General features: G+C 37.1%; 12 protein-coding genes. 7 read left to right on the top strand and 5 right to left on the bottom strand.

Annotation, left to right across the window (positions count from 1 at the left end; all coding sequences use genetic code 11):
* Positions 1-91: 91 nt before the first annotated feature.
* Genes ACMAYL_RS13520 through ruvX form a run of 4 tightly spaced genes read right to left on the bottom strand, consistent with a single transcriptional unit; the run spans position 92 to position 3,547 of the window.
* Entirely contained in the window at positions 92-901 is an 810-nt protein-coding gene (locus tag ACMAYL_RS13520; protein WP_146037924.1) for a DUF808 family protein, read from the bottom strand.
* Positions 894-1,991, bottom strand: coding sequence for a FliG C-terminal domain-containing protein (locus ACMAYL_RS13515; RefSeq protein ID WP_103219198.1), 1,098 nt, complete (start codon positions 1,989-1,991; stop codon positions 894-896). Before ACMAYL_RS13515 ends, ACMAYL_RS13520 begins: the two co-directional genes overlap by 8 nt.
* A 21-nt stretch (positions 1,992-2,012) precedes the next feature.
* Positions 2,013-3,047: an endolytic transglycosylase MltG gene (mltG, locus tag ACMAYL_RS13510; protein ID WP_158246950.1), complete on the bottom strand. Its 1,035-nt coding sequence runs from the start codon at positions 3,045-3,047 to the stop codon at positions 2,013-2,015.
* 41 nt (positions 3,048-3,088) lie between these two features.
* Positions 3,089-3,547: a Holliday junction resolvase RuvX gene (gene ruvX / locus ACMAYL_RS13505; RefSeq protein ID WP_103219200.1), complete on the bottom strand. Its 459-nt coding sequence runs from the start codon at positions 3,545-3,547 to the stop codon at positions 3,089-3,091.
* A 213-nt stretch (positions 3,548-3,760) separates the two neighbouring features.
* Here ruvX and rho point away from each other — a divergent pair, with 213 nt between their 5' ends.
* From rho to ACMAYL_RS13470, 7 genes are all read left to right on the top strand, one after another.
* Positions 3,761-5,008: a transcription termination factor Rho gene (gene rho, locus ACMAYL_RS13500; RefSeq protein ID WP_103219201.1), complete on the top strand. Its 1,248-nt coding sequence runs from the start codon at positions 3,761-3,763 to the stop codon at positions 5,006-5,008.
* A 29-nt stretch (positions 5,009-5,037) separates the two neighbouring features.
* Positions 5,038-6,102, top strand: coding sequence for a peptide chain release factor 1 (prfA, locus tag ACMAYL_RS13495; RefSeq protein WP_103219247.1), 1,065 nt, complete (start codon positions 5,038-5,040; stop codon positions 6,100-6,102).
* Between the two features lie 3 nt (positions 6,103-6,105).
* Entirely contained in the window at positions 6,106-6,990 is an 885-nt protein-coding gene (locus tag ACMAYL_RS13490; protein ID WP_103219202.1) for a N5-glutamine methyltransferase family protein, read from the top strand.
* Complete coding sequence (murA, locus tag ACMAYL_RS13485; protein WP_412471243.1) at positions 6,983-8,233, top strand: UDP-N-acetylglucosamine 1-carboxyvinyltransferase; 1,251 nt, start codon at positions 6,983-6,985, stop codon at positions 8,231-8,233. The genes ACMAYL_RS13490 and murA overlap by 8 nt, the downstream gene beginning before the upstream one ends.
* A gap of 11 nt (positions 8,234-8,244) precedes the next feature.
* A complete protein-coding gene (locus ACMAYL_RS13480; protein WP_392993083.1) occupies positions 8,245-8,580 on the top strand; it encodes an HIT domain-containing protein in 336 nt (111 codons plus the stop codon).
* A 111-nt stretch (positions 8,581-8,691) separates the two neighbouring features.
* On the top strand, positions 8,692-9,684 hold the full coding sequence (locus ACMAYL_RS13475) for a hypothetical protein (RefSeq protein ID WP_412471242.1): 993 nt from the start codon (positions 8,692-8,694) through the stop codon (positions 9,682-9,684).
* A gap of 8 nt (positions 9,685-9,692) precedes the next feature.
* Positions 9,693-10,715, top strand: a complete 1,023-nt coding sequence (locus ACMAYL_RS13470) for a hypothetical protein (protein ID WP_412471241.1) — start codon at positions 9,693-9,695, stop codon at positions 10,713-10,715.
* Positions 10,716-10,755: 40 nt separating this feature from the next.
* Here the strand turns inward: ACMAYL_RS13470 and ileS are convergent, their stop codons facing one another.
* Entirely contained in the window at positions 10,756-13,887 is a 3,132-nt protein-coding gene (gene ileS, locus ACMAYL_RS13465) for an isoleucine--tRNA ligase (RefSeq protein WP_103219248.1), read from the bottom strand.
* Between the last annotated feature and the right edge of the window lie 52 nt (positions 13,888-13,939).

The raw sequence follows: 13,939 nt of genomic DNA, 5'->3' as shown, positions 1-13,939 counted from the left end.
TATAGCTATAATAAACTTTAATTTAGTGTGGACTAAATTTCTCGTGATTCTAGGTGTTTAGTAGGATTCTCATAAAGAGATCTGCCAATAATTAGCGCAAGAACTTCGATTTAATATGCGTGAGGATACTGAAAACGATAAGGGCCGAAAAACCACCAATGACACCTAAGAATAGGTTTTGCAGTATTTCATAGGTATAGAGGTCTAAGTGAAAGCTATGAGCAAAGATTCCGCCAGCTACGAGAAACATTGCAATTGTCCCAACTATTCCAAGTCCTCTCATAATCCAAGGCATTGAACTGACACAAGCGTAGCCAAGTCTCTTATACTCTTTTCTTATAAGGTAGAGCCCAAGATCATCAATTTTAACTAAGACAGCGACAAGTCCATAGATAAGGACAGATGCTAAAAGCCCCACAATTACAAGAGTCATTAGCTGATTTACAAAAGGTCCACTAATGCTATTTTGTGCAATTACGATAATTTCAATTGAAAGAATTAAATCTGTGCGAATCGCTCCTGAAACTTTTTTCTCTTCACTAATTTCGGCCAGGATCTTCTTGCTATCTTGCTTGGTAATCTTTTCGACCACTTTGTGGGCGCCTTCATATGCTAAATAAATTCCACCAATTAGAAGAACGATTTTTAGAGCTGGAGGATAAAAATAGGTAAGGGCAACAACGCCTAAGATGCTGTAGACTTTATTTAAAAGTGAGCCTACAAAAATCTTCCAGACCATTGGAAGCTCCTGATCGGCGTTTACTCCATGGATAACACCTGCATTAACTGCAAGATCATCACTCATTAGAGCACTGGTTTTCTTGATGGCAACTTTAGACATGATGGCCACGTCATCAAATGTTGTTGCAATATCATCGAGAAGAGACAGGAGACTAAACATACTTAACAAATGACTTCGGGCTTAAAACAAGCTCGCCCGAGCGCTCCTTTTCATGAATATACTTTCTTAACTCGTCTTGTGCTTTATTGATTGCTGAAGCTGGCTTTGGTTGATCATACTTCATAAGAAATTCTTCTCTTACACCAGCAGTAACTTCAGAAAGAAGATCATTGATTAATTCTTTAGACGACATTCTTAAAGCACAGGCCATAAGATCAAGACTAAATTGTAAAAAGAACTCACGCTTCATATCGATTGTCATATAGCGAAGGCGATCGATATCTTCTACTGACTCTGAGATATTGATAGCGAGTTGAGGGTTCTTCTCATGTATCTTAGCTAGTTGCTTTTGATAATCATCAGGATTTAGGCCATTGAATAGATTTGTATCAAGACCTTTTAATTTATTTTGTCTCTTTTTAACAAGAGAGCCAATTGAATCATATGTAATTGAGTTTAGCGTTTGTGTGAATTCAACTCCAATGCGTAGGAGGTGAGTTTGAAGTCCTTCTCCTGAAACACGGTAGCGATTAACTGAGGCAATCTTAGCTTCGTGTAGCTCAGGTAATTCCTGATCTGTAATTGAAGTAATAAAAATTGATTTTCCTATTTCGTACTTCGCTTTTCTTTTCGCATCGATAACAAATGCAAGACCTCTTAAAGAGATATCGAGAATAATATCATGTTGAGTTTCATCTTCACCCTCAACTTTGTATGAGATATTTTTGAAGTCTGGATATTTATAATTGAATCTCTCCACACTTCGTCGATCGCGCATACGAACTTCACTAGGAGTCTTGAACGAAAGACCACCATTTTCAAGTTTGAAAATATCTTTTTTGAAAATCATATCCCCAGCAGGATAGTGAAAAAAGACAGGTGAAAGAGGTGCTATTCGAGTATAAAAAGGAGCACTTTCTTTTGTGAGCCTGATAGAGCATTTTTCAATTGTAACTGAGCTGAAAGTTGCAGTGTATTCTTCGCGCATGTCTTCATTGTTTTGCCAAAATTTCAAAACTGCGCCTTCCTCATAAAGTTCAGTAAGCCTCTTGAGGATATATTCCTGATCGAATGATGACCATAGTTTCATAGTTAATTACTTCTTTAAGTTTTATTGTTTTTTATTTAAGTCTCGCCAGCTACGCCCCTTACGGTTCGCTCTGTTCTTTTGCCAGTAATCTACTGCCTGACTGTGTTCTTTGTATGTTTTTGAAAAAACGTGTGTTCCATCATTTTTAGAAACAAAGTAAATATATTCGTGCTTCTTTGGGTTTAGGGCAGCTTTAAGTGCCTCTAGCCCAGGGTTTGCAATTGGCCCAACTGGAAGACCTGAAATCTTATAAGTATTATAAGGAGTTTTCTGTCTTAGGTGCTTTTTGCTGATATTACCTTTATACGACTCCCAAATCCCGTAAATTGTCGTTGGATCTGATTGAAGACGCATTCTCTTTTTTAAACGATTGTGAAAAACACCAGAAATTGTTGGTCTTTCAAATTTTGCACCAGTTTCTTTTTCTACCATTGAAGCAAGAGTTACTAGTTGGTGCTTTGTTAGTCTTACTTTAGAAAAATCAAGTTCTTTCGTTTTATCTTTAAAGTTGTCATACATGCGGTGAATGATTGCACGTGCTTTCATCTTCTCGTGAAATTGATATGTATCAGGGTAAAGGTATCCTTCAACTCGATCAGCTGGAATTCCTAGTGAGTGAACAAATTTCTTATCTTTTGCTTCTTTGATAAATTCATTTTCATCAACAATTTTCTCGTCGGCCAGAACTTTAGCAATTTGGAATAAGTTATATCCTTCTGGAATTGTCACGCGAACAGTTAAACTCTTTCCGCTAATTAAAAGGTCTACTAGCTCATCCATAGTGATCCCTTTTGGGATGATGTAGCGTCCGGCCTTGAAGCTGGTTAGTTTACCCTCGAATTTCACATAGCGGTGAAAGAGGCGAGGAGAGTAGATAATTTTATCTTGGGCAAGACGGTAGTTGATTGTTCCAAAAGTGTCGCCACTATTAATTTGGAATTCAGTCTCTGGACCGTTGTATTGCCAATGATAAATGTTGTAATAAGTGTGGGCCACTAAAAGGCAGATCGATAATGCTGGTGCTAGCACCAAAAATACAAATAAGTTTTTCTTCATCATAATGATAATAGGATATCTTATTTTTATATTTTGTGAAATTAACTTCTTATGAAATCTTCTAAGATGATCACCGCACTAAGCTCATCAATTTTTGTTGGATCAAATTGAAAATTATATTCCGGAGAGTTAAGCATTCTCTCTTTTGCCGACTTAGTCGTAAGTGTTTCATCTTGTTGATAGAACTTTATACTAGGAAATTTCTCAACTAAAGCGTTAAAGATGGCCTTGTGCTCTTTTGTTTTCTCACTCTCATTGCCATCAACATAATAAGGAATTCCCATAACAATAACTTCTACCACTTGATCATCGATCACTTGTTCAAGTTCTGTATAGAAATGTGCAATTCCCTTATTAATGATACGTCCTGCGCCTATTGGGAAAGGCTCACGTCCTGGGCAGAAGAAGCCAAGGCCTATGACTTTTTCACCGTAGTCGATGGAAAGGATGTTGAGACCACGTAATTCTTCAAATTTTGGATAGCTAGAAAACTCATTCATATTAGGTAGTTATGCCCATTTTGGCGCCTCAAGTCAATCTCTAAAGTCAGCTTGACTAGGAAAGGGTGAAGGTTTATGATGAGTTTATCTAATTAAATCAATACCAACCAATTTAATCTTATAAAATCCATGCCATTAATGGATCATTAATAGAGGCAAATTCTAAACCAATCCAATTTTATATATTCAGATATTTCAGGAGTAGTACATTTTATGCATTTAAGTGAATTGAGAGAGATGGAAATCAAAGAGTTAAACAAGATTGCGGAAAAAGCAAAAATTGAAAACTCTGCGGGTATGAAAAAACATGAACTAATCTTTGCTATCCTAAAAGCACATGCAAAAGAGAAGCAGGACATTTTCGGAAACGGTGTTCTTGAAATTTTACCAGATGGTTTCGGTTTCTTAAGGTCTCCAGGCTATAACTACCTTCCTGGTGCCGATGATATTTATGTATCTCCAAGTCAGATTAGAAAATTCGCTCTTAAAAAGGGTGACTCTGTAGAAGGACAAATTCGTCCACCAAAAGACAACGAGAGATACTTTGCTCTTCTAAAGGTTAGCACAATCAATGACCAAACACCTGAAGCGCACAAAAAGACAGTACTATTCGATAACTTAACTCCACTATATCCACAAAAGAAAATCAACCTTGAGTTTAATCCAAGCAATTACTCAACTCGTATGATTGATATGTTCGTACCACAAGGTTTTGGTCAGCGTTGTCTAATCGTTGCACCTCCAAAAGCTGGTAAGACGCATTTACTACAAGAAGTTGCTAACGCAATTACTGAAAATCACCCAGATTCAGTTCTAATCGTTCTTCTAATCGATGAAAGACCGGAAGAAGTAACTGACATGAAGAGAAATGTTAACGCAGAAGTTGTTTCATCAACATTTGATGAGCCAGCAAACCGTCACGTTCAAGTAGCAGAGATGGTTCTTGAAAAAGCGAAGCGTTTAACTGAAGCAGGAAAAGATGTAATCATCCTTCTTGACTCAATTACTCGTCTTGCTCGTGCATATAACACTGTTGTTCCACCGTCTGGAAAGATCCTTTCTGGTGGGGTTGACTCAAATGCTCTACACAGACCAAAGAGATTCTTCGGTGCTGCTAGAAATATTGAAAATGGTGGATCACTTACAATTATCGCAACAGCTCTTGTTGATACAGGTTCAAGAATGGATGAAGTTATCTTTGAAGAATTCAAAGGTACAGGTAACTCTGAAATTCAACTTGATCGTAAGCTTCTTGAAAAGAGAATCTTCCCAGCACTTGATATCAATAAGTCATCGACTCGTAAGGAAGATCTACTTATGGATCAACTTGATCTTCAAAGAACATATGTACTTAGAAAGGTTCTACACCCAATGAGTACAATTGATGCAATGGAGTTCATGCTACAAAGAATTACGAAGACTAAAACTAATGCTGAATTCATGGATTCAATGAATAGCTAAGAAGCAGCTAAAAGGATTTTCAAATGAGCATGTTTGATAAGCTTGATTCAGTTGTACAGCGCTTTGAAGTACTAACTGAAAAAATGGCAGACCCAACATTATATGATAGGCAAGAGGAGTTCAAAAAGATTTCAGCTGAGCGCTCAAATCTTGAAGAAGTTGTTATTGCTTACAAGAAATATAAGCAGATCAAAGAAGATATTGCGGAAGCAAAAGAGATGCTTAAGGAAAATGATCCTGATATGAAGGAGATGGCAAAAGAAGTTCTTGATGAGAACGAGCCATTAATTCCTGAACTTGAAGATGAGTTAAAGATTCTTCTTCTGCCGAAAGACCCATTAGATGATAAGAACGTTATGGTTGAAATTCGTGCCGGTGCTGGTGGGGATGAGGCTTCGATCTTCTCTGGTGATGTTCTAAGAATGTATCAAAACTACGCTCGCTCAGTTGGATGGAAAGTTGAAATTGATTCTCTTTCTGAAAACGATGAGGGGATTAAAGAAGTTATCTTCTCAATCTCTGGTGAGAAAGTTTACTCAAAAATGAAATATGAGTCTGGAGTACATAGAGTTCAACGTGTTCCAAAGACTGAGTCTCAGGGACGTGTTCACACATCAACAATCACTGTTGCAGTTATGCCAGAGACTGAAGATCTTGAGTGGGAACTTGATATGAATGATGTTCGTGTTGAAGTTATGCGCGCATCTGGTTCAGGTGGACAGCACGTTAACACGACAGACTCTGCGGTTCGTATGACTCACATTCCAACAGGAATTGCAGTTTATAACCAGGATCAAAAGTCACAGTTAAAAAATAAAGAGAAGGCGAAGAAGATTCTTGCGGCTCGTATCTTTGATAAAATGCTTCAAGAAAAAAATGCTTCTGAAGCAGCTGAGAGAAAAGGTCTAATTGGTACTGGTGATCGTTCTGAGCGTATTAGAACTTATAACTATCCACAAGGTCGTTTAACTGACCACCGTATTGGCCTGACTCTTTACTCTCTCGATAAAATCGTAGAAGGTGATTTAGCTCCAGTTCTTGATGCTCTTATTGCTCATAACCAAGCTGAACTCTTAAAGGGCCAAGAAGAGTAGTAAATGAGTTTTACAACTCTCGGTGACTACATTAGCTCGTTCTTTAATGAGAATAAAAAATTCTTAGAGGCAAATTACCCTGGAATTACAATTTCTCGCTTAAAGGGTGAGCTAAAAGATTTCTGTCGCATCCTTGAATCTCAATTCGATGACATTTATATTTCTGAAAATAAAGGTGTCATCGAGCAATTCTTAAAAAAAGTCAGGCAGGGGATTCCCCTCGAATATATTAGTAATCGTGCATTCTTTTATCGTTCTTCATTTTACATAAATGAGAATGTTCTTATTCCACGTAGTGAAACTGAAATCATGGTGGAGTGGACTTCTGAATATATTAAAAAAAATAAGCTAAATGATATTTCAATTGCAGATATCGGCACGGGAAGTGGCGCTATTGCCTTAAGTTTAGCAGGTGAGATTGGTGAAATAGAAGCGCGTATTGTGGCCAGTGACATTAGTCCAAAGGCCCTTGAAGTTGCTCGTGCCAATAAATTCTTTCACCGTTACCGTTATCCAAAGACTGTGAAAATAGTCTTTGAAGAGTCTGATTTATTAACTAACCTCAATGAAAATTTTGATATCATCATTAGTAACCCTCCATATATAAAGGAGAGTGCTGACTTAAGTGAAGTGCATGGACAGGTTCATCGTTTTGAGCCACATCTGGCCCTTTACTTAAAAGATGAAGATTACGATAATTGGTTTAAAAATTTCTTCCAACAGGTGGAGGAAAAGCTGAAAGCAGGTGGACTGTTCATAATGGAAGGTAGTGAATTGCATTTAGAACACTTAAAAGATATTTTGAGTGAATATGAATTTACTAATCTCGAGTTGATTAAGGACTACACAGACCGCTACCGTTTTCTAAAAGGAATTAAAAATGGATAAGATTATAGTTAAAGGACCAGCTCGTCTTTCTGGTGAAGTTGAAATTTCTCCTGCAAAGAACGCGTACCTGCCAATTTTAGCAGCAATCCTTTTAACAGATAAGAAAGTAACACTAACGAATCTTCCAAAGCTTCGTGACATCAATACAATGCTTAAGCTTCTTGAAATGATGGGAGTTGAGTGTAATCGTGATGGTAAGAATGTGACTTTCGATGCATCAACTCTAAGTTCTCACGAAGCAACTTATGAGCTTGTTAAAACAATGCGTGCATCAATCTTTGTTCTAGGACCGCTTTTATCACGTCTTGGAAAAGCAAAGGTTTCTCTTCCTGGAGGGTGCGCAATTGGGACACGTCCAATTGATATCCACCTAGATAATCTAGAGAAGATGAATGTAAAAATCGAAATGAAGAATGGTTTTGTTTTTGCTGAAACTGATCATTTAAAAGGCGCACATGTGAAACTTAAGTTTCCATCAGTCGGTGCCACTGAGAACTTAATGATGGCCGGTGTCTTTGCTGATGGTCAGACTATTATTGAAAACGCAGCGATGGAGCCAGAAATTGACGATCTTGCAAACTTCCTAAATTCATTAGGTGCAAAAGTTTCAGGTATCGGTACATCTCGTATCGTTGTTGATGGAATTAAAGAATTAAGCGGTGGAACGTACCAAGCAATTGGTGATCGTATTGAAGCTGCTACTTATATTATTGGTGGCCTTATGACAAAGTCAGAGGTTACGGTAAAGAACTTTAACCCTAAGCATCTTTTTAATGTTCTTGAAAACCTTCAAGGCATGGGAGCGAAGCTTGAGATCGGTGATGACTTCGTTAAGACATACCCATCATCACTAAAAGGTTCTAAAGTAATTACTGAGCCATTTCCTGGATTCCCAACTGATGTGCAGGCACAAATGGTTGCACTTTTAACAGTTGTAGAAGGGAACTCTCTTGTAACAGAAAATATTTTTGAAAATCGTTTCATGCACGTACCAGAACTAACTCGTCTTGGTGCAAGTATTGAACAACTTGGTAGCTCTGTCTTTATTGAAGGTGGTAAACCTCTAACAGCTGCACCAGTTATGTGTACAGACCTAAGAGCGTCTGCGGCCCTTGTTCTTGCTGCTCTTTGTGCATATGGTGAAACAAAAATTGATCGTGTCTACCACTTACAACGTGGTTATGAAGACCTACCTGAAAAGCTTAAGAAACTTGGTGCAAGTGTCGAACTCGTAAACGAATAGGGAGAAGCGTAATGAGTGATTGTTTATTTTGCAAAATTCTAAATGGTGAGATTCCTTCAACGAAGGTATTTGAAAATGAAAATGTTTATGCATTTCAAGATATTCAACCGCTAGCAAAAGAGCACTACTTATTTATTCACCGCAATCACTCTAAGAATATTAATGAGATGAACCGCGATGATATGGCCCAAGTTTTTGATGCCATCAAAGAATTCTCTCAATCAAATGAGCTTGAAAAGAATGGCTTCCGCGTAGTCTCAAATATCAACCAACATGGCTGTCAAAGTGTATTCCATACGCATTTTCACGTACTTGGCGGGGAACAGCTTAAGGGTTTTGGGTCTTAAGTCGCTTTTTAGTATTCCAAATTAAAAAACAACTATTTCAAAATAGAAAAAATATCTCCTTTGGATTGATTTTCGCTATAACGGCAAAAATTAATTTTAAGGAGATTTTTTATGCGTTCATTTTTTCTGATTCCCATGATCCTACTTCTTTCATGTGGGAAATCTAACGAAAGAGCATTTTATGGCCAAAATCTTAATCCAAGCTTTAAAGGCCAGTCACTTACTGCAACACAAATTCAATGTGAATCAATAAAAACGAATATTACAGACACGGAAATTACTTGCCCTATGTCTTTTATCAATGAAGATAAACAATTTCTTTTCTCTATTGATATGGATGAGCAAGCTATCGATATGAAGAAATATCCAGAGCTTGGCGAAGTAGAACTTGAAATTTCAATTAAAGAAATGATTCATGCAAGATTCTACCTTGTATCTAAATATGGAAAAAGACTAAGTGAAGATACTTTATTTGACGGAAGTCGTACTCTTAAGTTTCAAGAGTTAAATCGTGGAGATTTTGCGGCCCATGAAATTTACTTAAAGATTAATAATTATTTTACGGGAGATCGTCCGAAAGTCGTATCACCAGAGGAAGATCTAAATTGTAATACAGGTATTTTTAATATTAATGATGTGAATCTTGCAGATCTTAAAGGTCAGTGTGAAAATTTAAAATTCATTCCTCTTGTAAAGGCCAAGGTTATTATTCCAAAAGTGGAGACTGTTTCGATCAATGGAAGGCTTTCAGCACTTACTACAGCAAATAGTCCAATAAAATTACCAAATCGAGATCTCGTAAATTTTAAATATGTATCAGTAAGTGATTTAGAAGAAGGTGAAGTCGATCCAAGTTTATTTTATCTTGAAAGTATTGACCAATATGGCCTTCACTACTTTTTAAATGATTCAAGTTACTGTGTAACTGTAGGAGTGATGGAAGTTTTTAAAGTTAATATCGACAAGAGCTTACATCGTTTGAACATTAGTCATTATGAAGGTCTTAATATCATAAAAGATAAATCTAGCTATAAAATAAGTCGTCAAAAAAAGTGTTATCCTGTTGAGCCTGTTTTAACTGGATTTGTAGTAGTTAAGGAATAGGGAGAGTTATGAAAGTATTAAGTTTAGTTATGTTATTTGTATTAGTTTCTTGTGGCTCAGGTAGTGACAAAAGTAAAGAAAGTGCTAATCAAGCAATGATCTCAAGCAAATCATTTCTACTTGAATGTAATAAGTTAGAGAGTTCTCTATTTATCGATAGTGAGTGTAATAAGATCGGTATTACAAACCAAAAATTATTTCTATTTAATTTTGATTATTCTAACAATCAAAACATTTATGAAGATGGAGTAGAGAACTTCGTAAATCTTAAAATAAATCTAGGTGAAGATGTTATTGAAGGCCGTTTCATATTGATTTCAAAATATGGGAAGGTTTTATCAAATGAAGCTGTTTATAATCAAAACGAAGGAAAACTTTCGTTTTTTGAACTTGAAGAAGGAAATTTTCTTTCACATGAAGTCTATCTGCAGACAAAGTCCCTAATTCTTACTAATGGGGAAAATATTAAATATGATTTAGGAAAATCTTTAAAGTGTGTAACAGGAAAAGTGAATTTTGAAGAGTTTCAAAATTTAGTTCAACCTGACGGATGTGAAAACTTGAGGATGGAAAAAATCTATACTGGTGCTCTTGTTCAAAAAGCTGAGTTTTATGAAGCTGAAGAAACAAGGTTAGTTACACGCGTAATGAAAAATGGAGTGATTTCTAAGCCTAAGAAAGGGCAAGAATTTGTAAGTATTTCAGTTTTATCAAAATATGAGGTGAAGTTATTTAATCATTTCTCTAAAGAAGTGAAAGAATTTTCTGAAGTATATGAAATAGATGAAGAGTCAGGGACACTTTTTATTAAAAAGGAGAAACAGTGTTTAACAACTGGAATCTTGAAATATACAGATCGAGAAGTTAGAACTGGGAAATGGTTTGTCGTAGCAGATGAGATTGTGATGAAAGCTGCTTCGGGAAGTATTGAAGTTCAAGGTACTATTTTAGATGCAAAAGAAGATTATAAACGAAATGAATGTTTTGATCTAAATCCACAACCGATTGGATATATGTTAATTAAAGAATAAAAAAAGCCTCCGTAATGGAGGCTTTCTTTTTATATGCTGATTAAGCTTTAACAATTGTCATTTTTAGATTTTCATCATCAACCTTAAACTCATGCTCAAGTTCCCCTGTGCTAACAGTTAGAGAGTTAGCAAGAGTTTCTTTTGTGATGTAATCAGTATGAGTCGTGATTGCTTTTGCAAGAAGATCAGTAGCTGCAAAAGTTACTTCAATTCTATCTTCAACATTGAAACCAGAATCTTTTCTTGTTCTTTGGATTCTGTTTACAACCTCACGAGCAAGACCTTCAAGGATTAGCTCTTCTGAAAGGTTCGTGTCGATATCAATTGAGATATAACGATTTGATAGGGCCTGAGTACCTTCTTTTGCTTCACGGAAGATTAAGATATCTGAAGGCTCAAATGTTTCTCCAGCAAGTTCTAGGCTTCCTTTTTCTTCAAGCTCATTCAGCTCAGCTGCTCCAAGCTTTGAGATGATCCCCATAAACTTACCAAAATCTTTTCCTAGACGTTTTCCTAGAACAGGAGAATTTGGTTTAGCGTATAGTTTGATGTAGTGGTCTTCATCAGTAGTATACTCAACAGTTTTGACGTTAAGTTCTGACTGGATATATCCTTCAAGCTTCTTGATTTCATCAAGTAAAGCTTGGTCTTTGTGGATTACACTTAGACGAGCAAGTGGAGTCTTAACCTTGATTTGTACTTGATTACGCTTTTGACGTCCAAGAAGAATAATCTGTTGCATTCTATCAACTGCATCTTCAAGGATTGAATTTTTAAGTTCTTTATTAGCAACAGGGTAGTCACAAAGGTGAACTGAAAGATTCTTTTCACTTGAATCAAATTTCTTAAGTTCACTAAAGATATGCTCAGATAAGAATGGCGCAAATGGTGCCATTGCAATTGTAACTTCTTTTAGTGTTGTGAAAAGTGCAGTGTATGCTTGTTTCTTATCTGATGTTAGTCCTTCGCCCCAGAAACGTGATCGGTTAAGGCGAATATACCAATTCGTTAAATCTTCAATGAAGTGGAATAGGGCAGGAACAACGTTGTAAAGTTGGTACTGTGCCATTTCAGCTTCGATATTTTCTTTAAGAGTTTGTAGTTTTGAGATTACCCAATTGTCAGTAATATTGTCGCCACTTTCAGCATGCTCACTTAAATTCCATCCATCAATTGATGCATATGTTTGGAAGAATTTGAAAGAGTTTAGCCATGGTAGAAGGGCACGACGAACCATGTCCTTAACACCTGCATCTGTAAAGCGTTGTTCTTCACCTTTCACAAGTCCTGAGTTGATTAGGTATAGTCTTAGAGCGTCTGATCCGAATTCTTCCATAAGCTCATCTGGAGCAGTGAAGTTTCTTAGAGACTTACTCATTTTCTTTCCATCTTCAGCAAGAACTAAACCATTAACAATTACGTTCTTGAAAGCTGGCTTATCAAATAGCGCAGTTGAAAGGATTGTTAGTGTGTAGAACCAACCACGTGTCTGGTCTAGACCTTCAGCAATAAACTCTGCAGGGAATCCATTTTCAAACATTTCTTGGTTTTCAAATGGGTAGTGAAGTTGAGCGTAAGGCATTGATCCTGATTCGAACCAACAGTCGAATACATCAGGAATACGCTTATAAGTTCCAGCTTCACCTTCGATTGTAAATGTCACTTCATCTGTGTACTCACGGTGAAGATCAGTAAGTTCAACTCCTGAAAGCTCTTTAAGCTCTGCAATTGAGCCAAGGCATTTCATATTTCCTGTTTCATCGTTGATCCAAACTGGAAGAGGAGTTCCCCAAACACGTGTGCGAGAAACTGCCCAGTCGCGAGCGTTCTCTAGCCACTTACCAAAACGACCTGCTTTGATGTGACCAGGTACCCAGTGGATTTGCTCGTTGTTTGCAACAAGCTTATCAACGATCTCTTCTACTTTTACATACCACTGTGGGATTGTACGATAGATTAGTGGAGTTCCTGAGCGGTAGCAGAATGGGTAGCTGTGCACTAGGTTTCCGTGATCGTATAGTTTTGTATTATCTTTTAGTTCTTTGATGATTTCTTTATCAGCATCTTTTACATAAAGACCTGCATAAGTTGAAACTTCTTTTGTAAATTGACCAGCATCATCGATAGGGCAAACTTCTGCCATCATGCCAGCTTCTTTACAAATTCTATTATCGTCTTCCCCGAATGCCGGTGCTTGGTGAACAATACCAGTACCACTGTCAGTTGTTACGTAGTCGTCATTTAAGATTTTGAAAGCACCTTCAGCTTTGAGATCAGCGAAGAAGTCAAAAAGTGGCTCATAAGTAAGACCTAGAAGTTCGCTTCCTTTGAATGATTCCCCAACAACTTCAAGGTTGCGCTTTTTTGCAAAAGCTTCAACTCTTGCTTCAGCGAAGATGATTGTTACACCACGGTCGTTATCTTTTACACGAACGTAATCAACATCTGGCCCAACACAAAGAGCAAGGTTCGATGGAAGCGTCCATGGAGTTGTCGTCCATGCGGCAACATAATCTGCACCTGCTTTAGCTGGATCATCTAATTTGAAAAGTACAGTTACGGCCGGATCTTGAACGTCACGGTAATCAAGACCTGCTTCAAAGTTTGATAGACCTGTTCCTAGACCAGTTGAGTAAGGAACAACTTTTGTTCCCTTGTAGACCATATTCTTATCCCAAAGAGATTTGAAAACCCACCAACATGATTCCATGAAAGTTGGATCCATTGTCTTATAGTCATTGTCAAAGTCTACCCAACGTCCAAGGCGTGTTACAGTTTTACGCCATTCAGTTGTGTAGCGATCAACAATTGAGCGACACTCTTGGTTGTAACCAGCAACACCAAGTTTCTCTAGTGCTTCGTGTGCAGTCATTTCTAATTTTTTATTAATTTCTTGCTCGATCGGTAGACCGTGAGTATCCCATCCAAATCTTCTTTGAACGTAGCGACCTTTCATTGTCCAATATCTTGGAACGATATCTTTTAGCGTTCCAGCAAGTAGGTGACCGTGGTGAGGAAGACCTGTGGCAAATGGAGGGCCATCGTAGAAAATATATGGCTCTTTCTCTTTTGTTTGTTCTAGTGATTTTTGGAAAATTTCATTCTCTTCCCAAAATTTTAAGACTTCATGTTCTGTGTTAACAAAAGAAAATTGTCCGTTATCCTGACTCATCGTATCAACCTTGTCTGTTATAGTTTTGTGTAAATTAATATTTGGCCCAAAA

The organism is Halobacteriovorax sp. RT-2-4, from assembly GCF_047085445.1.
Lineage (GTDB): Bacteria > Bdellovibrionota > Bacteriovoracia > Bacteriovoracales > Bacteriovoracaceae > Halobacteriovorax_A.
The sequence above is the reverse complement of the archived record's forward strand: the minus strand, read 5'-3'. Positions and strand labels throughout refer to the sequence as shown.

What these genes read in the sequence shown, in the direction of transcription:
- ACMAYL_RS13490 (WP_103219202.1), top strand. Translation starts at nt 6,106, where the DNA reads ATGAGTTTTACAACTCTCGGTGACTACATTAGCTCGTTCTTTAATGAG.
- ileS (WP_103219248.1), bottom strand. Translation starts at nt 13,887, where the DNA reads ATGAGTCAGGATAACGGACAATTTTCTTTTGTTAACACAGAACATGAA.
- rho (WP_103219201.1), top strand. Translation starts at nt 3,761, where the DNA reads ATGCATTTAAGTGAATTGAGAGAGATGGAAATCAAAGAGTTAAACAAG.
- ruvX (WP_103219200.1), bottom strand. Translation starts at nt 3,547, where the DNA reads ATGAATGAGTTTTCTAGCTATCCAAAATTTGAAGAATTACGTGGTCTC.
- ACMAYL_RS13515 (WP_103219198.1), bottom strand. Translation starts at nt 1,991, where the DNA reads ATGAAACTATGGTCATCATTCGATCAGGAATATATCCTCAAGAGGCTT.
- mltG (WP_158246950.1), bottom strand. Translation starts at nt 3,047, where the DNA reads ATGAAGAAAAACTTATTTGTATTTTTGGTGCTAGCACCAGCATTATCG.
- murA (WP_412471243.1), top strand. Translation starts at nt 6,983, where the DNA reads ATGGATAAGATTATAGTTAAAGGACCAGCTCGTCTTTCTGGTGAAGTT.
- ACMAYL_RS13475 (WP_412471242.1), top strand. Translation starts at nt 8,692, where the DNA reads ATGCGTTCATTTTTTCTGATTCCCATGATCCTACTTCTTTCATGTGGG.
- ACMAYL_RS13470 (WP_412471241.1), top strand. Translation starts at nt 9,693, where the DNA reads ATGAAAGTATTAAGTTTAGTTATGTTATTTGTATTAGTTTCTTGTGGC.
- ACMAYL_RS13480 (WP_392993083.1), top strand. Translation starts at nt 8,245, where the DNA reads ATGAGTGATTGTTTATTTTGCAAAATTCTAAATGGTGAGATTCCTTCA.
- ACMAYL_RS13520 (WP_146037924.1), bottom strand. Translation starts at nt 901, where the DNA reads ATGTTTAGTCTCCTGTCTCTTCTCGATGATATTGCAACAACATTTGAT.
- prfA (WP_103219247.1), top strand. Translation starts at nt 5,038, where the DNA reads ATGTTTGATAAGCTTGATTCAGTTGTACAGCGCTTTGAAGTACTAACT.